At 36.5% G+C, this 19,293-nt stretch carries 19 protein-coding genes; 9 read left to right on the top strand and 10 right to left on the bottom strand.

Translation table 11 applies throughout. The features are described 5' to 3' along the window. Nucleotides 1-26: 26 nt before the first annotated feature. Nucleotides 27-1,208, top strand: a complete 1,182-nt coding sequence (trpB, locus tag J1905_RS01270; protein ID WP_214225371.1) for a tryptophan synthase subunit beta — start codon at nucleotides 27-29, stop codon at nucleotides 1,206-1,208. A 3-nt stretch (nucleotides 1,209-1,211) separates the two neighbouring features. Next, nucleotides 1,212-1,979: a tryptophan synthase subunit alpha gene (gene trpA, locus J1905_RS01265; RefSeq protein WP_214225369.1), complete on the top strand. Its 768-nt coding sequence runs from the start codon at nucleotides 1,212-1,214 to the stop codon at nucleotides 1,977-1,979. On the opposite strand, the gene nhaA is transcribed toward trpA, so the two are convergent. Both nhaA and J1905_RS01255 read right to left on the bottom strand, forming a co-directional pair. After that, complete coding sequence (gene nhaA / locus J1905_RS01260) at nucleotides 1,969-3,150, bottom strand: Na+/H+ antiporter NhaA (RefSeq protein WP_214225367.1); 1,182 nt, start codon at nucleotides 3,148-3,150, stop codon at nucleotides 1,969-1,971. The genes trpA and nhaA overlap by 11 nt on opposite strands. After that, on the bottom strand, nucleotides 3,150-3,770 hold the full coding sequence (locus tag J1905_RS01255; RefSeq protein WP_214225365.1) for an L-threonylcarbamoyladenylate synthase: 621 nt from the start codon (nucleotides 3,768-3,770) through the stop codon (nucleotides 3,150-3,152). The genes nhaA and J1905_RS01255 overlap by 1 nt, the downstream gene beginning before the upstream one ends. 76 nt (nucleotides 3,771-3,846) lie before the next feature. On the opposite strand from J1905_RS01255, the gene J1905_RS01250 reads away from it, so the two are divergent. Next, a complete protein-coding gene (locus J1905_RS01250) occupies nucleotides 3,847-5,511 on the top strand; it encodes an FMN-binding glutamate synthase family protein (RefSeq protein WP_214225353.1) in 1,665 nt (554 codons plus the stop codon). 68 nt (nucleotides 5,512-5,579) lie between these two features. Here J1905_RS01250 and asnS read toward each other — a convergent pair whose 3' ends face one another. Then, a complete protein-coding gene (asnS, locus tag J1905_RS01245) occupies nucleotides 5,580-7,028 on the bottom strand; it encodes an asparagine--tRNA ligase (RefSeq protein WP_250317956.1) in 1,449 nt (482 codons plus the stop codon). Between the two features lie 574 nt (nucleotides 7,029-7,602). Beyond that, nucleotides 7,603-8,793 (bottom strand): ADP-forming succinate--CoA ligase subunit beta, encoded by a 1,191-nt coding sequence (gene sucC / locus J1905_RS01240; protein WP_214225347.1) that lies wholly within the window; start codon nucleotides 8,791-8,793, stop codon nucleotides 7,603-7,605. Nucleotides 8,794-8,858: 65 nt separating this feature from the next. On the opposite strand from sucC, the gene J1905_RS01235 reads away from it, so the two are divergent. The 4 genes from J1905_RS01235 to J1905_RS01220 are packed head-to-tail and all read left to right on the top strand — an operon-like array spanning nucleotide 8,859 to nucleotide 12,087. Then, nucleotides 8,859-9,509 (top strand): ABC transporter ATP-binding protein, encoded by a 651-nt coding sequence (locus J1905_RS01235; RefSeq protein ID WP_214225345.1) that lies wholly within the window; start codon nucleotides 8,859-8,861, stop codon nucleotides 9,507-9,509. A gap of 3 nt (nucleotides 9,510-9,512) precedes the next feature. Beyond that, on the top strand, nucleotides 9,513-9,842 hold the full coding sequence (locus tag J1905_RS01230; protein WP_214225344.1) for an ATP-grasp domain-containing protein: 330 nt from the start codon (nucleotides 9,513-9,515) through the stop codon (nucleotides 9,840-9,842). Then, nucleotides 9,842-10,456 (top strand): HAD family hydrolase, encoded by a 615-nt coding sequence (locus J1905_RS01225; RefSeq protein WP_214225337.1) that lies wholly within the window; start codon nucleotides 9,842-9,844, stop codon nucleotides 10,454-10,456. Before J1905_RS01230 ends, J1905_RS01225 begins: the two co-directional genes overlap by 1 nt. 47 nt (nucleotides 10,457-10,503) lie before the next feature. Next, complete coding sequence (locus tag J1905_RS01220) at nucleotides 10,504-12,087, top strand: S41 family peptidase (RefSeq protein ID WP_214225335.1); 1,584 nt, start codon at nucleotides 10,504-10,506, stop codon at nucleotides 12,085-12,087. A 4-nt stretch (nucleotides 12,088-12,091) separates the two neighbouring features. Here J1905_RS01220 and J1905_RS01215 read toward each other — a convergent pair whose 3' ends face one another. Next, complete coding sequence (locus J1905_RS01215) at nucleotides 12,092-13,024, bottom strand: M28 family peptidase (protein WP_214225333.1); 933 nt, start codon at nucleotides 13,022-13,024, stop codon at nucleotides 12,092-12,094. A gap of 154 nt (nucleotides 13,025-13,178) precedes the next feature. Between J1905_RS01215 and J1905_RS01210 the strand changes: the two genes are divergently transcribed. After that, nucleotides 13,179-13,445, top strand: a complete 267-nt coding sequence (locus J1905_RS01210; RefSeq protein ID WP_173093476.1) for a hypothetical protein — start codon at nucleotides 13,179-13,181, stop codon at nucleotides 13,443-13,445. Here J1905_RS01210 and J1905_RS01205 read toward each other — a convergent pair. Together J1905_RS01205 and J1905_RS01200 are read right to left on the bottom strand one after the other, a co-directional pair. After that, complete coding sequence (locus tag J1905_RS01205) at nucleotides 13,442-14,884, bottom strand: glyceraldehyde-3-phosphate dehydrogenase (RefSeq protein WP_214225328.1); 1,443 nt, start codon at nucleotides 14,882-14,884, stop codon at nucleotides 13,442-13,444. The genes J1905_RS01210 and J1905_RS01205 overlap by 4 nt on opposite strands. 92 nt (nucleotides 14,885-14,976) lie before the next feature. Beyond that, nucleotides 14,977-15,837: a sigma-70 family RNA polymerase sigma factor gene (locus J1905_RS01200; protein ID WP_008242129.1), complete on the bottom strand. Its 861-nt coding sequence runs from the start codon at nucleotides 15,835-15,837 to the stop codon at nucleotides 14,977-14,979. Nucleotides 15,838-16,198: 361 nt separating this feature from the next. On the opposite strand from J1905_RS01200, the gene J1905_RS01195 reads away from it, so the two are divergent. Further along, nucleotides 16,199-16,414 carry a helix-turn-helix domain-containing protein gene (locus tag J1905_RS01195; protein ID WP_214225324.1) on the top strand — a complete coding sequence of 72 codons (216 nt, stop codon included), beginning with the start codon at nucleotides 16,199-16,201 and terminating at the stop codon, nucleotides 16,412-16,414. Between the two features lie 59 nt (nucleotides 16,415-16,473). Here J1905_RS01195 and J1905_RS01190 read toward each other — a convergent pair whose 3' ends face one another. From J1905_RS01190 to lpdA, 3 genes are all read right to left on the bottom strand, one after another. Continuing rightward, complete coding sequence (locus J1905_RS01190) at nucleotides 16,474-16,803, bottom strand: YegP family protein (protein WP_214225323.1); 330 nt, start codon at nucleotides 16,801-16,803, stop codon at nucleotides 16,474-16,476. Between the two features lie 110 nt (nucleotides 16,804-16,913). Continuing rightward, nucleotides 16,914-17,762, bottom strand: coding sequence for an MBL fold metallo-hydrolase (locus tag J1905_RS01185; protein ID WP_214225321.1), 849 nt, complete (start codon nucleotides 17,760-17,762; stop codon nucleotides 16,914-16,916). 61 nt (nucleotides 17,763-17,823) lie between these two features. Further along, on the bottom strand, nucleotides 17,824-19,212 hold the full coding sequence (gene lpdA, locus J1905_RS01180; protein WP_214225319.1) for a dihydrolipoyl dehydrogenase: 1,389 nt from the start codon (nucleotides 19,210-19,212) through the stop codon (nucleotides 17,824-17,826). Nucleotides 19,213-19,293 lie beyond the last annotated feature (81 nt).

Genomic DNA, 19,293 nt, shown 5'->3' with positions numbered 1-19,293 from the left:
TCAATAAAGGACTTAAGAACAAGACTATGAACTATTTTGTAAATGAAAAAGGATACTACGGAGATTTTGGCGGAGCTTATATTCCGGAAATGCTTTATCCAAATGTAGAAGAACTACGACAGAATTATCTTAAAATAATTGATGATGAAGATTTTCAAAAGGAATTTCATCAGTTACTTAAGGATTATGTTGGCAGGCCTTCGCCATTGTATTTAGCTAAACGCTTATCACAAAAATACAACGCTAATATTTTTCTGAAACGTGAGGATCTTAATCATACAGGTGCACATAAGATTAACAATACCATCGGCCAGATATTACTGGCAGAACGCTTAGGTAAGAAACGTATTATTGCTGAAACCGGAGCTGGACAGCATGGTGTGGCTACCGCTACAGTTTGTGCATTACGTGGATTGGAATGTGTGGTTTACATGGGAGAGATTGATATTCAGCGTCAGGCACCTAACGTTGCCAGAATGAAAATGTTGGGCGCTACAGTTGTGCCTGCAACTTCTGGAAGTAAAACGTTAAAAGATGCTACCAATGAGGCGATGCGAGACTGGATTAATAACCCTGTTGATACACATTACATTATAGGTTCTGTTGTTGGTCCGCATCCTTACCCTGATATGGTTGCTACTTTTCAATCTATCATTTCTGAAGAGACTAAAAAGCAACTTATAGAGCAAACGGGCAACGATCAGCCAGATTATGTATTGGCTTGTGTTGGTGGTGGAAGTAATGCAATGGGTATGTTTTATCATTTTATAGATGATGAAAAAGTTAAGCTTATTGCTATTGAAGCAGGCGGTAGAGGTGTTGATAGTGGTTTTTCGGCAGCTACAACTGCATTAGGTAAAGAAGGTGTTCTGCATGGTAGCAGAAGTATTTTGATGCAAACTGAAGATGGACAGGTTGTTGAACCGCATTCAGTATCAGCAGGATTAGATTATCCGGGCATTGGTCCTCAGCATGCACATTTGTTTAAAACTGGTCGGGGTGAGTATGTTTCTATAACCGACGATGAGTCTTTACAGGCTGGTTTGTTGCTTACTCAAATGGAAGGTATTATCCCTGCTATAGAAAGTGCGCATGCATTGGCTTATTTAGAAAAAATGAACTTTAAAGGTGGAGAGAATGTAGTGGTTTGCTTATCAGGCCGCGGTGACAAGGATATGGATACTTACATGAAATATTTTGGATTATAAGAAATGAATAGAATTAAAAAGTTATTTCAGGAAAAGAAAGATATATTATCAATTTATTATACAGCCGGTTATCCCAATTTAGGAGATACAGTGGCAATTGCCGAAGAGTTAGAACGCTCAGGTGCTGATTTATTAGAAATAGGTTTCCCGTATTCTGATCCTGTTGCTGATGGGCCGGTTATTCAGGCTAGCAGTAAGCAGGCGCTAGATAAGGGTATGGATTTGAAAACGCTGTTTGCACAGCTTAAAGACTTGCGTAAAACAGTAAGTATCCCGGTTTTATTAATGGGTTATGTAAATCCAATGCTTCAGTTTGGTGTAGAGAATTTTTGTAAAGCTTGTGCAGAGATTGGTGTTGATGGTTGCATCGTTCCGGATCTTCCTATGGTTGAGTATGAGGAACTTTACGCACCTGTGTTTGCTAAATACGATTTGAGTAATATATTTTTAGTTACTCCTCAAACTTCGGAAGAGAGAATCCGTAAAATTGATGGCTTAAGCAATGGTTTTGTTTACTTGATATCATCATCAGCAACCACAGGAAAGAACCTGCAGGTATCTGATACTACAGAAGCGTATTTTGCTAGAATTGCTTCGATGAAACTTAACAACCCAACGATGATAGGTTTTGGTATTAGTAGTAAAGAAACCTTCGATAAAGCCTGTAAATATGCCAATGGTGCAATTATAGGTACTGCCTTTGTGAAAAGTTTATCTGCCGATGATGTTCAGGGCAGTGTTAAACAGTTCATGAAAGAATTTACGCTGTAACCGGTGCTTTTTTTTTAATAGATTTTAGGAAAACAAAACCAACTAATCCTGCAATAACCGAAGCACAAAGAATGGCAAATTTTGCTTCGGTTACATGCATTTCATCGTTAAATGAAAGCAGTGAAATAAATATTGACATGGTAAATCCTATACCTGCCAACATACCTAAGCCAATGATGTGTTTCCAGCCGGATTGTGAAGGGAGTGTCCCGAGCTTCAGTTTTACTGCTATCCAGGAGAATACAGTAACACCTACTGTTTTACCTACAAAGAGTCCGGTTACAATGCCTAATCCCAAAGGTGATACCAAGCCGCCAAGCATCTCTTTTTGAAAGGTGATGTTGGTATTTGCTAGCGCAAATATTGGCATGATAAAATAGTTTACAGGCCCGTTTAATAGATGCTCTAGTTTTTCTAATGGCGATTCGGTACTGAGTGAATTGGTTGGAATGGTAAGGGCAAGCAGTACTCCGGCAATTGTAGCGTGTATACCCGAATGGTGGATGAAATACCATAAAAACACTCCGGGTATCAGGTAAAAAAATAGCGGTTTAATGTTGAAAAAGTTAAATACAAGCAATAGGGCAAGTACACCACCTGCCATTAACAAGTACTCAAAATGTACTTCATTGGTGTAAAACACAGCGATAACCAGTATAGCGCCCAAGTCATCGACTATAGCTAATGCCGCAAGAAATATCTTTAAAGATGCAGGAACACTTTTGCCCAACATAGATATGATGGCTAGTGCAAAGGCGATATCTGTAGCCATCGGGATTCCCCATCCAGATGCAGTAGTGGTATCTTTATTTAAAATGAAATAAATAAACGCAGGTACAAGCATACCTCCAAGGGCAGCAACCACAGGTAATGAAGCTTTTTTAATAGATGACAATTCGCCTTCTACAAGCTCCCTTTTAATTTCTAAACCTACCAAAAGGAAAAATACGGCCATTAAGGCATCATTTATCCATGCTGAAACACTAAAAACATAAGAGCCGGAGCCAAATGTAAAACCGAAATCTGTAGCCAAAAAGGATGAAAAGGCATCCTTATAGCTTGAATTTGCAATGAATAGTGAGACTGCAACACATACCATGAGTAGTATGCCTCCAATTTGCCCTGAACGTAAAAAGTCTTTGAATGCTTGTAGGTTTATTAGTTTAGCCATTATAAGTGGGTTTCCAGGTTTCCTTTTCCTTGACGGATTATTTCAAAATCTCCCGATGTACAGTCTACAACTGTTGAGGGTTCGTTGTCTCCATATCCACCATCAATTACGATGTCTACAGTATCTTCATACTTTTCGTGGATCAATTCCGGATCTGTTGAGTATTCTATTACCTCGTCATCATCATAGATAGATGTAGAGAGAATTGGGTTTCCAAGTTGTAAAACAATTTCCCGCGCAATGTCATTGTCGGGCACCCTTATACCAACAGTTTTTTTATTGGAGCTTAAAAGCTTTGGAACATTTCCGTTTGCATTAAAAATAAATGTAAACGGTCCTGGTAATGCCTTTTTTAATACCCTGAATGTTGTGGTGTCAATAGGTTTGATGTAATCAGAGATATGCCTTAAATCTGAGCAGATAAAAGAGAAATTGGCCTTTTCGGGTTTGATGCCTCTTAACCGACAAATTTTCTCAATGGCTTTATGATTTGTAATATCACAACCCATCCCATAAACGGTATCAGTTGGATAGATAATTATACCTCCCTTTTTCAATACTTCAACAACTTGCTCAATCGCCTTGGGATTTGGGTTTTCAGGATAGATTTTAATAAGCATATGTAAATTTACAAAATATTGATCCGAAATCAGATTATAATTGTTCTATTGGCATGTTTTTATTAAATTAAGGAATATGAGAAAAGCATTTGTCGCAATTGCAGCGTTTTTAGTGGCACTTACTGTAATGTTGGGCCTTACTTATCCGCCTTTATGGTGGTTGTTCATTTTTACCGGACCAATTGTTTTGTTGGGTATTTATGATTTGTATCAGCCAAAACACAGTATAGTTAGGAACTATCCGGTGGTAGGTAGGTTGAGGTATTTTATGGAAGATTTAAGACCTAAAGTATATCAGTATTTTGTGGAGAGTGATACCAATGGTAAACCGTTTAGCAGACTTAGTCGCTCATTAATTTATCAGCGTGCAAAAAGAGAAAATGACACTATTCCATTTGGTACTCAGTTAGATGTATATGAAAATGGTTATGAGTGGTTAAGTCACAGTATTTCTGCAATTAGCCATACCGAATTGAATGAAGATCCTCGTGTGCTTGTGGGTGGGCCTGATTGCTTAAAACCATATTCTGCGAGTATTTATAATATATCTGCAATGAGCTTTGGCTCATTAAGTCAGAATGCGATTCTGGCCTTAAATGGTGGAGCTAAATTGGGTAATTTTGCACATAACACAGGTGAAGGTGGTATAAGTGATTATCATGCTAATCCGGGTGGGGATTTAATCTGGCAAATTGGAACAGGTTATTTTGGTTGTCGTCATCACGATGGTACGTTTAATTATGAAGCGTTTTCTGAGCGAGCAAGTACAGATCAGGTGAAAATGATTGAGATAAAACTATCTCAAGGAGCTAAGCCTGGGCACGGAGGTATATTACCCGCCAAAAAGGTTACTCCCGAAATTGCAAGAATAAGGCTTGTAAAAGAGGGATTCGATGTGATTTCTCCACCAGCTCATGCTGCTTTTAAAACGCCATTAGAGTTAGTTGGTTTTGTAAAAAAACTAAGAGAGCTTTCTGGTGGTAAGCCCGTGGGTATTAAGTTGTGTATTGGAAGAAGAAGCGAGTTTTTTGCCATTTGTAAAGCAATGGTGGAAACAAATACATATGTGGATTTTATTACTGTTGATGGGGGAGAGGGCGGTACAGGAGCTTCGCCACAAGAGTTTTCTAATGCAGTTGGTATGCCATTGAGAGAAGCGGTTGCCTTTGTTTATGATGTTTTGGTTGGCTTTAATTTGAAGAAGCACATCAAGATTATTGCATCTGGTAAAGTAGCTTCAGGCTTTGATTTGGTAAAGAATATTGCGCTTGGTGCTGATTTATGTAACTCGGCCAGGGGAATGATGTTTGCATTGGGTTGTATACAGGCTTTAGAGTGCAATAGCAACACTTGTCCGACTGGTGTAGCAACACAGGACCCAAGTTTAATGAAAGGTCTTGTAGTAGAGGATAAAACGGTAAGAGTGCATAACTTCCATAAGCTTACAGTTGGTAGTGCTGTGGAATTACTTGGTGCTGCAGGTTTACATCACCCGCATCAATTGACTAGAGCTTATATCAATAGAAGGATTGCACCGAATGTAATGCAGTCGTATATGGAGAGTTTTCCTTATATTCCTGAAGGAAGTTTATTGCAGTCGCCTTATCCTATAAGATTTGAACTGGGAATGGCATTGAGCGTATCTACGAGTTTTGTGCCTTCTGATTATAAGGTTTCGTTGGTTGATTATACACATGCAAACTCGTTTGCTGATGATTTAAATCAAAATCAGAATAGGTAGCGTACAAATAAAAAGAGGTGTATCAATCTGATTGATACACCTCTTTTTATGCTATTTTCATGAGTTCGTTAAAACTCTGCGTTTTTAGGGAAACGAGGGAAGGCAATTACATCTCTGATGTTTGTCATTCCGCTTACAAATAATATCAATCGTTCAAAGCCTAATCCAAAGCCTGAGTGAGGTGCCGATCCAAAACGTCTGGTATCCAGGTACCACCACATTTCATCTTGAGGAATGTCAAGATCTTCCATTCTTTGGGTTAATCTGTCAAGACGTTCTTCTCTTTGAGAACCACCAATTATTTCACCAATCCCCGGGAACAAGATATCCATAGCAGCAACTGTTTTTCTGCCTTGTGCATCAGGTTCATTTTGACGCATGTAGAACGATTTGATGTCAGCAGGATAATCTGTTAAGATAACAGGTTTTTTAAAGTGCTTTTCAACAAGGAAACGTTCGTGCTCTGACTGTAAATCTGCTCCCCATTCATCAATAAGGTATTTAAACTGCTTTTTCTGATTTGGTTTAGAAGACTTTAAGATTGCGATAGCTTCTGTGTATGTTAAGCGCTCAAAATCATTGTTTAAGCAGAAGTTTAGTTTTTCTATTAAAGATAGCTCACTACGCTCATTCTGAGGTTTTGTTTTCTCTTCTTCAAGTAAACGATTGTTTAAGAAATCAATCTCTTCTTTGCAATGCTCAAGCGCATAGCTGATCACATATTTTAACATGTCTTCTGCAAGTTGCATGTTGTCATCAAGATCTGCAAAAGCAACCTCAGGTTCAACCATCCAAAATTCAGCAAGGTGACGCGTTGTATTTGAATTTTCTGCTCTAAAAGTAGGGCCGAATGTATAGATCTGTCCAAATGCCATTGCTGCAAGCTCACCTTCTAGCTGACCAGAAACGGTTAAGTTAGTTGCGCGTGCAAAGAAATCCTGCGAGAAATCTACTTTGCCATCCTCAGTGCGAGGGGTATTATCGAAATCAAGGGTGGTTACTTTAAACATTTCACCTGCTCCTTCTGCATCTGAAGCAGTAATAACAGGAGTGTGCATGTATACAAAGCCTCTTTCGTTATAGAATTGATGGATAGCAAAAGCTAATGCATGACGTAATTTAAATACAGCATTGAAAGTATTGGTACGGAAACGCAAGTGAGCGATTTCACGTAGAAACTCCAAGCTATGTTTTTTAGGTTGAAGAGGGAATTTTTCAGGATCGCTATCGCCTAGTATTTCGATAGTTTCTGCTTTAATATCTACTCTCTGACCTTTTCCTAATGATTCTACAATTGTTCCTTTAACAGAAATTGCAGCTCCTGTAGTAATACGTTTTAAAAGTTCTTCGGGAGTATTATTAAAATCAACTACGATTTGGATGTTCCCAAGGCAGGAGCCATCATTTATTGCAATAAACTGGTTGTTGCGAAATGTTCGCACCCATCCCATAACTGTAACTTCTCTGTCGAATTCGTTTGTGCTTAACAAACTTTTTACTTTTTCTCTTTTAATCATGATTTTCTTGTGGAGAGCGTCAAAAATAAGGATTTCCTTTAATAAATGGGAGGGAATATTTTAGAGAAGAATTAAATAGGTTGTAGTTGTATTTTAGATGAATTTTTAGTGATTATTGATTTTATGTGTTATTTATTGGTGTTTTCTTTGTTTTTAATAGGTGTTATTGTGTTTTTATGTGTTTGTTTTTTGTGTTTTAGTTGTTTTGTTTGTGTATTTTTTGTTTTTGTGGTATTTAATTTTGTTTTTAATGTAGTTTTTGTGTGTATTTTTGTTGTTTTATTGGTTTTGTATTTAGTTTTTGTGTTATTTTTTGATTTTTATGGCTAAATATTTGAATTTAGTATTGTTTTTTAATTTAAAACTCTATATTTGTAATGCTCGTTTAATTTATATTTGGTTAGAGAGGCATACAACTGGATGGTTGTATGCCTCTTCTTATTTTAAAAGTGATATTTAATTTGTTTTTAAACAGAAATGAGCTCTGTTTAATTTTTTTGTAAATAAAAAAAGCCAATTGAGTTAACAATTGGCTTTAATCTTTAATAAAGATTTATTTTGAATAGCTGTTAGCTTACGCTAATACTTTAGTAACTAAATCAGCTGCATCTTTTAACGCGATAGCAGAGAAAACTTTCAATCCTGAGTCATCTATCAATTTCTTAGCTTCGACAGCGTTTGTACCTTGAAGACGGCAAATGATAGGAACTGGAACATCTCCAATTTCTTTATAAGCATCAATAACACCCTGAGCAACACGGTCACAACGAACAATACCACCAAAAATGTTAATTAAAATTGCTTTTACATTAGGGTCCTTAAGGATAATGTTAAAGCCGGCTTTAACTGTTTGTGCATTTGCAGTTCCACCAACGTCTAAGAAGTTAGCTGGTTCTCCACCTGCGATTTTGATAATATCCATAGTTGCCATTGCCAAACCAGCTCCGTTAACCATGCAACCTACGTTTCCGTCAAGTTTAACATAGTTAAGGTTTGATTCACTTGCTTCAACATCAGTAGGATCTTCTTCTAATTTATCACGCATTGCAGCGTAGTCAGGATGACGGAATAATGCATTCTCATCTAAATCTACTTTAGCATCAACTGCAATGATTTTATCGTCAGATGTTTTAAGAACAGGATTGATCTCGAACATTGCAGAATCAGTATTGTCGTAAGCTTTGTAAAGTGCAGAAACGAATTTCACCATCTCTTTGAAAGCTTGACCGCTTAGGCCAAGGTTGAAAGCTATTTTACGAGCTTGAAATCCTTGTAAACCAACTTTAGGATCAATTTCTTCTTTGAAGATTAAGTGTGGTGTATGCTCAGCAACTTCTTCGATATCCATTCCACCTTCAGTAGAATACATAATGATGTTTCTTCCGTTTGCACGGTTTAAAAGAACACTCACATAAAACTCTTTAGTTTCAGAAGCTCCAGGATAATAAACATCTTGTGCAACAAGAATTTTATTAACCTTTTTACCTTCAGGACCTGTTTGTGGGGTTACTAATTGCATACCCAAAATAGCGGTAGCTCTTTCTTTAACCTCATCAAGGTTTTTGGCTAGTTTAACACCACCACCTTTACCTCTTCCACCTGCGTGAATCTGAGCCTTAATTACAACCCAGTCAGAGTTATAGTCGGTTTTCATTTTTTTAGCAGCTTCTACAGCCTGCTCAACCGTGTCGGCAACTATGCCTTCTTGTACGGCAACACCAAAACTTTTAAGTATTTCTTTACCTTGATATTCGTGGATATTCATTTGCTGAAAAAATTTGTCCAAATCTACAATTTCAGATTGGTTTTAAAAACAGTAAGTTTGCATTTATGCTAAAAGCCACAGGGATAAAAAAAGCGTATGGGAACTTACCCATTTTAAAAGGGGTAGATTTTGAGGTTCAAAAAGGTGAGATTGTAAGTATTATAGGCGCTTCAGGGGCTGGTAAAAGTACTTTGCTTCATATATTAGGTACATTAGATAAACCTGATGAGGGTACAGTTGAACTTAATGGATCTAAAGTCAATAAACTATCGGGCGAGTTATTAAGTGTTTTTAGAAATAAAAATATAGGCTTCGTTTTCCAGTTTCATCATCTTTTACCTGAGTTTACCGCTTTAGAGAATATTTGCATACCTGCATTTATAGCTAAGGTGCCAACAAAGCAAGCAATATCAAGGGCAACAGAGCTTTTAGATCTTTTAGGTTTAAAGGATAGGGCAGATCATAAGCCTAATGAGTTGTCGGGTGGCGAACAGCAGCGTATTGCTGTAGCGAGAGCATTAATAAATAATCCAGCAATTATTCTTGCTGATGAGCCTTCCGGCAATCTTGACTCAGCAAACGCTAGCGCATTACATCAATTTTTTATTACCCTAAGAGATAATTTTAAACAGACATTTGTTATTGTTACGCACAATGAGGGTTTAGCAAAAATTAGTGATAGGGTAGTTACTATGAAAGACGGTTTAATAATTTAAGTTTTGAAAATACTAATAACAGGGGGGAAGTCTGCTCAGTCGCTAAAACTGGTTAAAACTTTTGCCGAAGATAACATTGTACTGGCTGATTATGGCGATATGCCTTCTATTCCTTCGGCAAGATATTATTTCATTTCTCTAGGTGAGAGAAATGATGAGATTATAGCTCATAATTTGCTAAATCATTGTCTAAATGAAGGTGTAGATGCAGTTTTGCCTCTACATGAATTTGAGATAGCCGATATCACAAAATCTAAAGTGCTTTTTGAGGAATTTAATATTCAGGTGTTAATACCCGAAAACGATCAAATTATCCATTTAACAAGTATTTAATGGTATTTGAACAATATATAGAAGATAAGAAAGCATTCGTTTTTGAGATCGATGACGTTCTGTATCCACAAAAGGACTATTTATTGCAGGTTTACTATTTGTTTGCTCAGTTTATAGAGTATGCGGAACAAATAAGTGCTGAGGAGATCATTAAAAGCATGCAGCATACTTATACTTCAGGTGGTAGTGAGGGTATTTTTGAAAAAACTGCCGAACAGTTTAACATCCCATTAAAGTATAAAGTGAATTTTGATTTACTTTTTTTGAGTGCACGCTTGCCACTAAAACTCTTGATGTATAATGAAATGTTAAATTTTTTACAGAAGATAACTGTTGAACGTAAGCAGATATTTATATTTACAAATGGAGATCCTATTATGCAGCTTAATAAGATTAAGCAGATGGAATGGCATGGATTGGAAAACTACCTTACTGTTTATTTCGCGGCAGAGACAGCCCTTAAACCTGCAACTGATGGGATTCAGGAGATTTTGGAAAAGCATAACCTAAAAAAGGAAGATCTCCTGTTGGTAGGTAAAGTGAAGTCAGATGAAGAATGCGCAGCAAATGCAGGGATAGAATATTTGAATGTTGATAAACTATTGTTAACTTAATTCCGTTTATACCTCCGGACCTGGTGTGGGTGCCTAAAACTATATTGATGAAAAATAGCCTCTTAAAAAGATATGTAATTGGTTCTGTGTTGGTAATTAGCGTTTTATTTAGTGCATGTAAAAAGAATAAAAATAATCCGGAGCCTAATCCAGAGCCTGAAGTTAAGGAAAATACTAAACAAACTCCAACAACTGACAGGACAGATTTAACCAATGATTCTTTATTCCTGTATGCTAAGGAAATTTATTTTTGGAATACAAAGTTGCCTACTTATGATGCGTTTGAGCCTAGACAATATAGTGCTGGCAGTGCAACGAATTTTGTTAAGTACGAGAACAACTTGTTTAACATAGTTAAAGCTTCAAAATCTCAGGATTATTTGACCGATAAACCGTACCCTAAGTACTCGTATATTTTTGATCAGGCAGATAAGAATCCTACTGCAAGTATTCCAAATACCACTTTGTCGGTTGATCTGGATGGAAATGGGAATGATGTGGGGTTGAGGTTTGGATATTTTGATATACCTGAAACTGCCTCGGAATCTGATTACTCGATCTTTGTTACTGCTGTTTATCCAAATTCTCCGGCTGCTGTTGCTGGGATTGTAAGAGGTGATGAAATTACTGAAGTTAACGGAAGAACTTATGGAGCTAATTTTGATGCTGAAATAGGTAGCATTGAAAGTGCAAAAGAAGGATCGGTAACTCTAGTAGGAAAAAGAGGAAGTGTAAGTTTTACTAAAACACTTAATAAAGCTATTTATAAGAGTAATCCTATATATAAAACTACTGTTTTTACGGCCGGCAATAAAAAAATAGGGTATTTAGCTTATGCAAGATTCTCAAATAAAGAGAATTCGGAGAGTGTGTTAACTACTGCTTTTAATGATTTTGCTACTAAAGGGGTTACAGACTTAATTGTCGATTTACGATATAATGGTGGTGGTTATATTAGTACTGCAGAGCATATGGTGAACCTTATAGCACCTTCAGGAACTTCAGGGGTAATGTTTACTGAACATTATAATTCAACTATGCAGAATAAAAAAGCTACTATCTTAAAGAATCAACCACTTGTTAGTACTGGAGGTCAGGTTATAGGGACGCTTTTTGACGACGATTATACTATAAGTGGTAATACAACTACATTTCAAAAGAAGGGCAATTTAAGTGGAATAAAAAATGTGGTGTTTATTGTGTCCAGAAACACAGCTTCTGCTAGTGAGTTGGTAATAAATAGTCTTAAGCCGATAATTACTGTAAAATTGGTTGGAGAAACCACTTATGGTAAACCAATTGGGTTTTTTCCTATAACATTAGAGAATAAATATGATGTTTATTTCTCAATGTTTGAAACTAGAAACTCAAAGGATGAAGGCGGTTATTATAACGGAATGATTCCTAATGTGAAAGGTTATGAGTTTGCCGCAGATGATAAGATGTACGACTTCGGTAATGCTAAAGATGATTGTACTGCTACGGCTATTAATCTTTTGGCCCCTGGTGTTGCTGTTACTGGTCAGGCAAAAGTATCTGTAACTGCAAATAGATCTATCTCAACGCGTTCACAAGCAATCGGAAACAGATCAGGTGGTGAATTTGTGGGGATGATTGAGAATAGAAAATAACTGATTAATCAATTGTTTTCTTTTCCTTTATTATAGCCTTTAAGTAGAGCTTGTTGTCTAATCTTTTCGTTATTTCAAGAATGACATCGCTGGCATTAATAAAAAAGGGAGCATTGATGTTTTTAAATTCATCTGTAGCTTTATGGTAATCTTTGTGATCCTCCACTCCAAAATAAATAAAAGGAATGTCTTTTTTGTTAAAGGCTGAATGGTCACTTTGATTCGTCCAGTCATCGCTTCCTAATTTAGGGTCATCATGACCTAAGCGGATCTTTATTTTAGTATTCTCACTGAAAACATATGGCTTTAATTGAGGATATTTGAATGTGCCACAAGCATAAAGCTCTCCTTTGTTATTGTGACTAACCATGTCCATGTTAATGTTTAGCTTGATTCTGTCAATAGAGATAGGGGATTTTGCTACAAAAGCTTGTGCTCCTCTTAGTCCCATCTCTTCCGCATCAAAGGCTGCAAAAATTAAGGTATGATCTGGTTTGTTCTTTGCATAGTAAGCTGCAATTTTTAGCAAAGTAGCTATTCCCGAAGCATTGTCGTCAGCTCCATTATAAATTTCATTATTAATGATTCCAATGTGGTCGTAATGGGCAGATATAACTATCGCATTTTCAGTTTTTCCTTCAACGTAAGCAATTAGGTTTTTGCCTTGTATTGCAGCTCCTTTGTTGTCTTTAAAAGCAAAAGGCATTTCATAGTTCGCAAGAGAAGGTAAAGTTTTTAAACCGATTTCTTTAAAGCGAGACTCAATATAGGTGCGCGCCATTTCAGCCCCTTTGGTTCCTGTTTTTCTTCCTTCATAAGCATCAGAAGATAATACCTCTACATCCTTAAGTAGTTGATTGCCAATTTGTGCATCTGTTTTTTTTACAGAACTACAGCTTAATATAAAGCCAAGTGATATTAAAAGGTACAATCTCATTTTGTTGATTTAGTTCTATAGGTAAAGATATAGAACATATCATGACTTTGTAATAAAACTGATCGAATATGTGATTCTTTTATAACTCTTTTCGTGGTCTATTGTTATTTAAATAGAATAAATGCATATTTAAGTAAGAATAAGTCATATTACTATGTTAGGGGAATTAATAGAAAAAGAGTCAATAGATATTAGTAAAATCGTTTCAGCCGATCAGAATCACACAGAAGAATTAAGGGATAAATTAAACTCTGCACAACGATTGGGAAATGAATTTAAATCAAAAGCAGATATTACATTTAACACTACAGAAGGGCCAAAAACGGTTAATACTACAGTTTGGTCAGTTACAGATACTTACCTTCAATTGAAAAATGGAATTCATATTCCCTTAAGTAGTCTTATTGATATAGATTTTTAGTAATAGGTTAACCTTACTACGCCTGAAACTTTTTTGGCGAGGCGAATAACTTGTCTGGTATAGCCATATTCATTGTCGTACCATACATATATAACTACCGATTTATTGTCCTTAGCCATTATTGTGGCTGGCCCATCTATAATCGCTGAATGACTATTGCCAATTAGGTCTGTACTTACCAGTTCATTGGAGATTGAATATTCGATTTGTTCGGATAGATCGCCAAAAAGAGATGCTTGCTTTAGTATTTCGCTAATCTCTTCTTTGGATGATACTTTATTAAGCGACAAGTTTAATATGGCCAAAGATACATTTGGTGTAGGAACGCGAACTGCGTTTCCTGTCAATTTGCCGCCTAAATGAGGGAGCACTTTGGCGATTGCTCTATCTGCGCCTGTTTCTGTGATAACCATGTTTAATGCTGCGGCACGTCCTCTTCGGTATTTCTTGTGGTAATTATCCAGAAGGTTTTGGTCGTTTGTATAAGAGTGTATAGTTTCTATATGTCCTTTTTCAACACCAAAGGCATCATCAATTAATTTCAATACCGGAACTATAGCATTTGTGGTGCAAGATGCATTAGAAAGGATACTCTCATTGTTAAAGTCAATGCCTACATCATTTACACCGGTTACTATGTTTAGGACATCACCTTTGGCTGGAGCAGTTAATAGCACCTTGGTTATTCCTTTTGCCTGTAAATGCTTGCTTAAGCCTTCTCTCTCCCGAAATATTCCTGTATTGTCTATTAGTAAGGCATCTTGAATGCCATATGCTGTATAATCAATATCTTCTGGCTGTTCCGCTTCAATAAAATAGATGGTTTGCCCATTAATAATTAGCGCATGGTTTTCAAAATCTTCTGTGATAGTGCCGTTAAAAGGGCCTTGAACAGAATCTGTGCGTAACAACTCCGCTCTTTTTATAAGTTCTTCATCGCCATTGCTTCTGGTTACAATTGCACGTAATCGTAGTTGTTCTCCTTTACCGGCCTGTAAAACTAATTCTCGGGCCGCAATACGACCAATACGGCCAAAACCAAAGAGCACAACATCTTTAGGTATTAGGGTAATTTTGTCTTTGCCTATGTGTTTGCTTAGCTTATTGATTATAAAGTCCTGAATAGGAGTGTTGTTGTCGTCAAGCCATTCGCTGGCTAATCTTCCCATATCAATGCGAGAAGGAGCGAGGTTGCTGTTTGCTATTGTAGTAGCTAATTCTAATGTTTCATAAATGCTGATGTCTTTACCACTTACTTCCTTGGCGTACTGATGATAGGAAAGTATTTCGCTGCTACTTACATCAAATAAGGGCTTTCTAAATAGAACCAGTTCAATTGATTTGTCGAACCATAATTGCCCAACTATATTGATTAATTGAATTGCCTTTTTTTCCTTTTCAATCCAGCTTTGGAATTCAGATTGGTACTTATTTAGCATGTTATGAAATTTGGTTAGAATGCCATAAAAGTAAAAAAGATCGGGCACTCGCCCAATCTTTTTTACTTTATATATTTCTTATGCTTTTAAGCTTATCCCAAGTAAGATTTTAAAATCTTGCTTCTTGAGGTGTGACGTAAACGCTGAAGTGCTTTATCTTTAATCTGGCGCACACGTTCGCGAGTTAAATTGAATTTTTCACCAATTTCTTCAAGAGATAGAGGGTGGTTTGTGCTTAATCCGAAGAATAGGACAATGATTTCACGTTCTCTTTCTGTTAAAGTAGACAATGACCTTTTGATCTCTTCTGAAAGAGATTCGTTGATAAGACTACTGTCAGTATTTGGCTCGTGGTTTTCAAGTACATCTAATAATGTGTTTTCTTCACCTTGAACAAATGGAGCATCCATTGATACGTGTCTTCCTGAATTACTTAATGTGTCAGAAATTTTATCAACAGTTGTTTCGAGAATATCTGCCAATTCTTCAGGAGAAGGCTCACGCTCATATTCTTGTTCTAATTTTGAAAATGCTTTACTGATTTTGCTTAGAGATCCAACCTGGTTAAGTGGTAAACGAACAATACGACTCTGTTCTGCGATTGCCTGTAGAATAGATTGACGAATCCACCAAACAGCATACGAGATAAACTTAAAACCTTTTGTTTCATCAAAACGCTTAGCAGCCTTAATTAACCCTAAGTTCCCTTCGTTAATTAAATCTCCTAAAGTTAAACCTTGGTTCTGATATTGTTTTGCTACAGAAACCACGAAGCGCAAATTGGTTTTAGTTAGACGTTCTAACGCTGCCTGATCGCCCTCACGTATTTTTCTTGCTAATATTACTTCTTCTTCCGCGGTAATTAAATCCACTTTACCAATTTCGTGAAGGTATTTGTCTAGAGATTGACTTTCGCGATTGGTAATCGATTGCGTGATTTTGAGTTGTCTCATTTATATGCTTTGGTACTCTTTATGTGTTTGAACGTGCAAAAGTAAGAATTTTAAGGCAATTAGAAAACATAAATTACTGAAAACGTTACACTTTACACGTATTAATTATACAATAATTTAGCAGCAAAAATTATTCCAAAATACTTTTGTCAGTATTAATATCGTTATATTGTAAAACATAATACTATTATTGATTTACAATGTTTATTCTTTGTAAATTAATAATAATATAGATTAACTTTTGCCGAAATAAAAGTTTGTCTTGCTCATGTCAGGAAAATAAACATGTGTAAACAATCTCAAAATTGGGGAAAATAGAGAACATTAATTCATAATTGGTGACTTATTATAAAATTATATTATGCCTATAATTATAAATTTAGATGTGATGTTAGCAAAAAGAAAGATGTCGTTAACCGAACTTAGTACGAAAGTAGGAGTAACAATGTCTAATCTTTCCATATTGAAAACCGGAAAGGCAAAGGCAGTAAGGTTGGAAACTTTGGAGGCTATATGCAGTGTTTTGAATTGTCAGCCCGGAGATATATTGGAGTTTCGAAGGTATTCAGGTGTATAGAAAATGAGCCTGATCAATATGAATGATGCAGGCTCTAAAAAATTACTTATGAGTATTATTTAGCTTAAATCTGAAATCTCTGCCTCTGGAGCATTCTTTTTAACAGATTCAATACCATTGTCTCTGCTGGCAACACTTTCATACATTTCACTATTGCCAATAATTTGTCCGTTAGTCGCTTTCAAATTAAAGTATGGTTTGCCGTTTGTAGACGTTTTTTTGTCATACTTACTGTCATCCTGAGAGTTTTTCTTAACAGACTCTATCCCATTGGTACATCCGCTTTTGCTCGAATAACCTTCACTAGTTAAAATTACCTGGCCGTTTCCTGCCTTTAAATTGAATTGGAATTCTCCATTCTTTCTTGTTGTGATTTCAAATTTGCCCATAATCTTTTTTAATTTGGTTTTACAGTAGATTGTTTTAATAATCCAATTTATAAAAAACTAAACAAAACCAAGCGATTATTCTTACTTTGTTTATGTAGCAGTTTTTCTATCTACAGAGCGGTAATACTTTTTAAATCAAAAGTTTGGTCTAGTCTTATTCCTTTTTCTGTATGCTGTAAAGTACAACATTCATTAACGGCATCATGTTCGAGATAAAGGATGTATCCATTGTCGGTTGCCTCCTGTAAAAACGATCTCTTTTCTTTTAAAGTTTGCAAAGGAAACATGTCGTATGCCATAACATAAGGCAAAGGAATATGTCCTACAGAAGGTAAAAGATCTGCCATGTAGACAATCGTTTTGTCTTTATATTGGATTTGAGGCAACATCATGGCGTCAGTATGTCCATACGCAAAGCGGATGCTAATACCGTCATGAAATTGAACGCCGTCAGTGTCTTCAATAAACCTAAGTTGCCCACTATCCTGAATCGGTAAAATATTCTCTTTTAAAAAGGAGGCTTTTTCTCTTTCATTTGGATTTACAGCCCAATCCCAGTGTTTTTGATTACTCCAGTAGAAGGCATTTTTAAATGCTGGCCTAAGTTTATCGCCAATGCGAGTTATAGAACCACCACAATGATCAAAGTGCAGGTGAGTTAAAAAGACATCAGTTATGTCATCTCTTGAAAAGCCTTTTGCAGCTAATGATTTATCTAAAGTGTCATCACCATGCAAATAATAATGACCTAAAAACTTCTGATCCTGTTTGTCGCCAATTCCGTTATCTATTAATATTAATCTATCACCGTCTTCAATTAACAAACACCTCATAGCCCAGGTGCACATGTTATTTGCATCCGCCGGATTACTACGTTGCCAGATGGATTTAGGAACTACGCCAAACATGGCGCCACCATCGAGTTTAAATAAACCGGTATTGATTGTATGTAAATTCATATTTTAAAATTAATGAAAAAGGCCGCATTGTGCGGCCCTTTTCAAAATATTATTTTGCTTGTTACAAGTGAATCACTTCACCATATGCATCAGCAGCAGCTTCCATAATCGCTTCACTCATAGTAGGGTGAGGGTGTACCGATTTAATCATTTCAAGACCAGTTGTTTCCAATTTACGGGCAACAACAATCTCAGCAATCATTTCAGTAACGTTAGCACCAATCATGTGAGCACCTAATAATTCGCCGTATTTAGCATCGAAGATTAATTTAACAAAACCATCCTTAGCACCAGCTGCACTAGCTTTACCTGAAGCAGAGAATGGGAATTTTCCAATTTTCAACTCATATCCGGCAGCTTTAGCAGCTTTTTCAGTATAACCTACTGAAGCAATTTCAGGACTGCAATAAGTACAACCTGGGATGTTATTGTAATCTAAAGGCTCTGGTTTATGACCAGCAATCTTTTCAACACAAATAATACCTTCTGCAGAAGCAACGTGAGCTAATGCTTGTCCACCAACGATATCGCCGATAGCATAAACACCTTTTACAGTAGTATTGTAAAACTCATCAACAACTACTTTACCTTTTTCAGTTTTGATTCCAGTTTCTTCTAAACCTAAGTTTTCGATGTTAGCAACAACACCAGCAGCAGAAAGTACGATATCGCACTCAAGAGTTTGCATGCCGGCAGCAGTTTTGACCTGTACTTTACAACCAGCACCGCTAGTGTCAACAGACTCAACGCTCGAAGAAGTCATGATTTCGATACCTGCTTTCTTGAAGCTACGCAATAGTTGTTTAGATACGTCTTCATCCTCAACAGGAACAACGTTGTCCATAAACTCAACAACAGTAACTTTAGTGCCTAAAGTAGCGTAGAAATAAGCAAACTCAACACCTATAGCGCCAGAACCAACAACAACCATAGATTTTGGTTGTTCAGGTAATACCATTGCTTGTCTGTATCCGATTACTTTTTTACCGTCTTGTTTTAAGTTAGGAAGTTCTCTTGATCTTCCGCCGGTAGCTAATATTATACTTGTAGCTGTATATTCTTTTTGAGAGCCATCAGCTGCTTTAACTTCAACTTTGTTTCCAGGTTTTACTTTACCCGAACCCATTATTACATCGATTTTGTTCTTTTTCATTAAGAACTGAACCCCTTTGCTCATACCATCAGCAACACCACGGCTACGTTTAATAACTGCTGCAAAGTCAGCCTCAGCTTCAGCGGTTTTAATACCGTATTCCGAAGCATGGTTAATGTATTCAAAAACCTGTGCACTTTTTAGTAATGCTTTGGTAGGTATACAGCCCCAGTTAAGGCATATCCCACCTAAGGATTCGCGCTCTACAACTGCAGTTTTCAAACCTAACTGAGAAGCTCTGATTGCAGCTACGTATCCACCGGGACCGCTGCCTATTACAATTACATCGTAGTTCATATCTTATTATAAAGGAATTTAACTTTAATAAACGCCCAAAAATAAAAAAAAATGTTCGTTAATACCTCCATAAAGATTTTT

It is taken from the genome of Pedobacter sp. B4-66 (assembly GCF_018492665.1).
Classification (GTDB): Bacteria; Bacteroidota; Bacteroidia; order Sphingobacteriales; family Sphingobacteriaceae; genus Pedobacter.
Note: the sequence above shows the minus strand (reverse complement) of the source record. Positions and strands in the feature narration are given on the sequence as shown.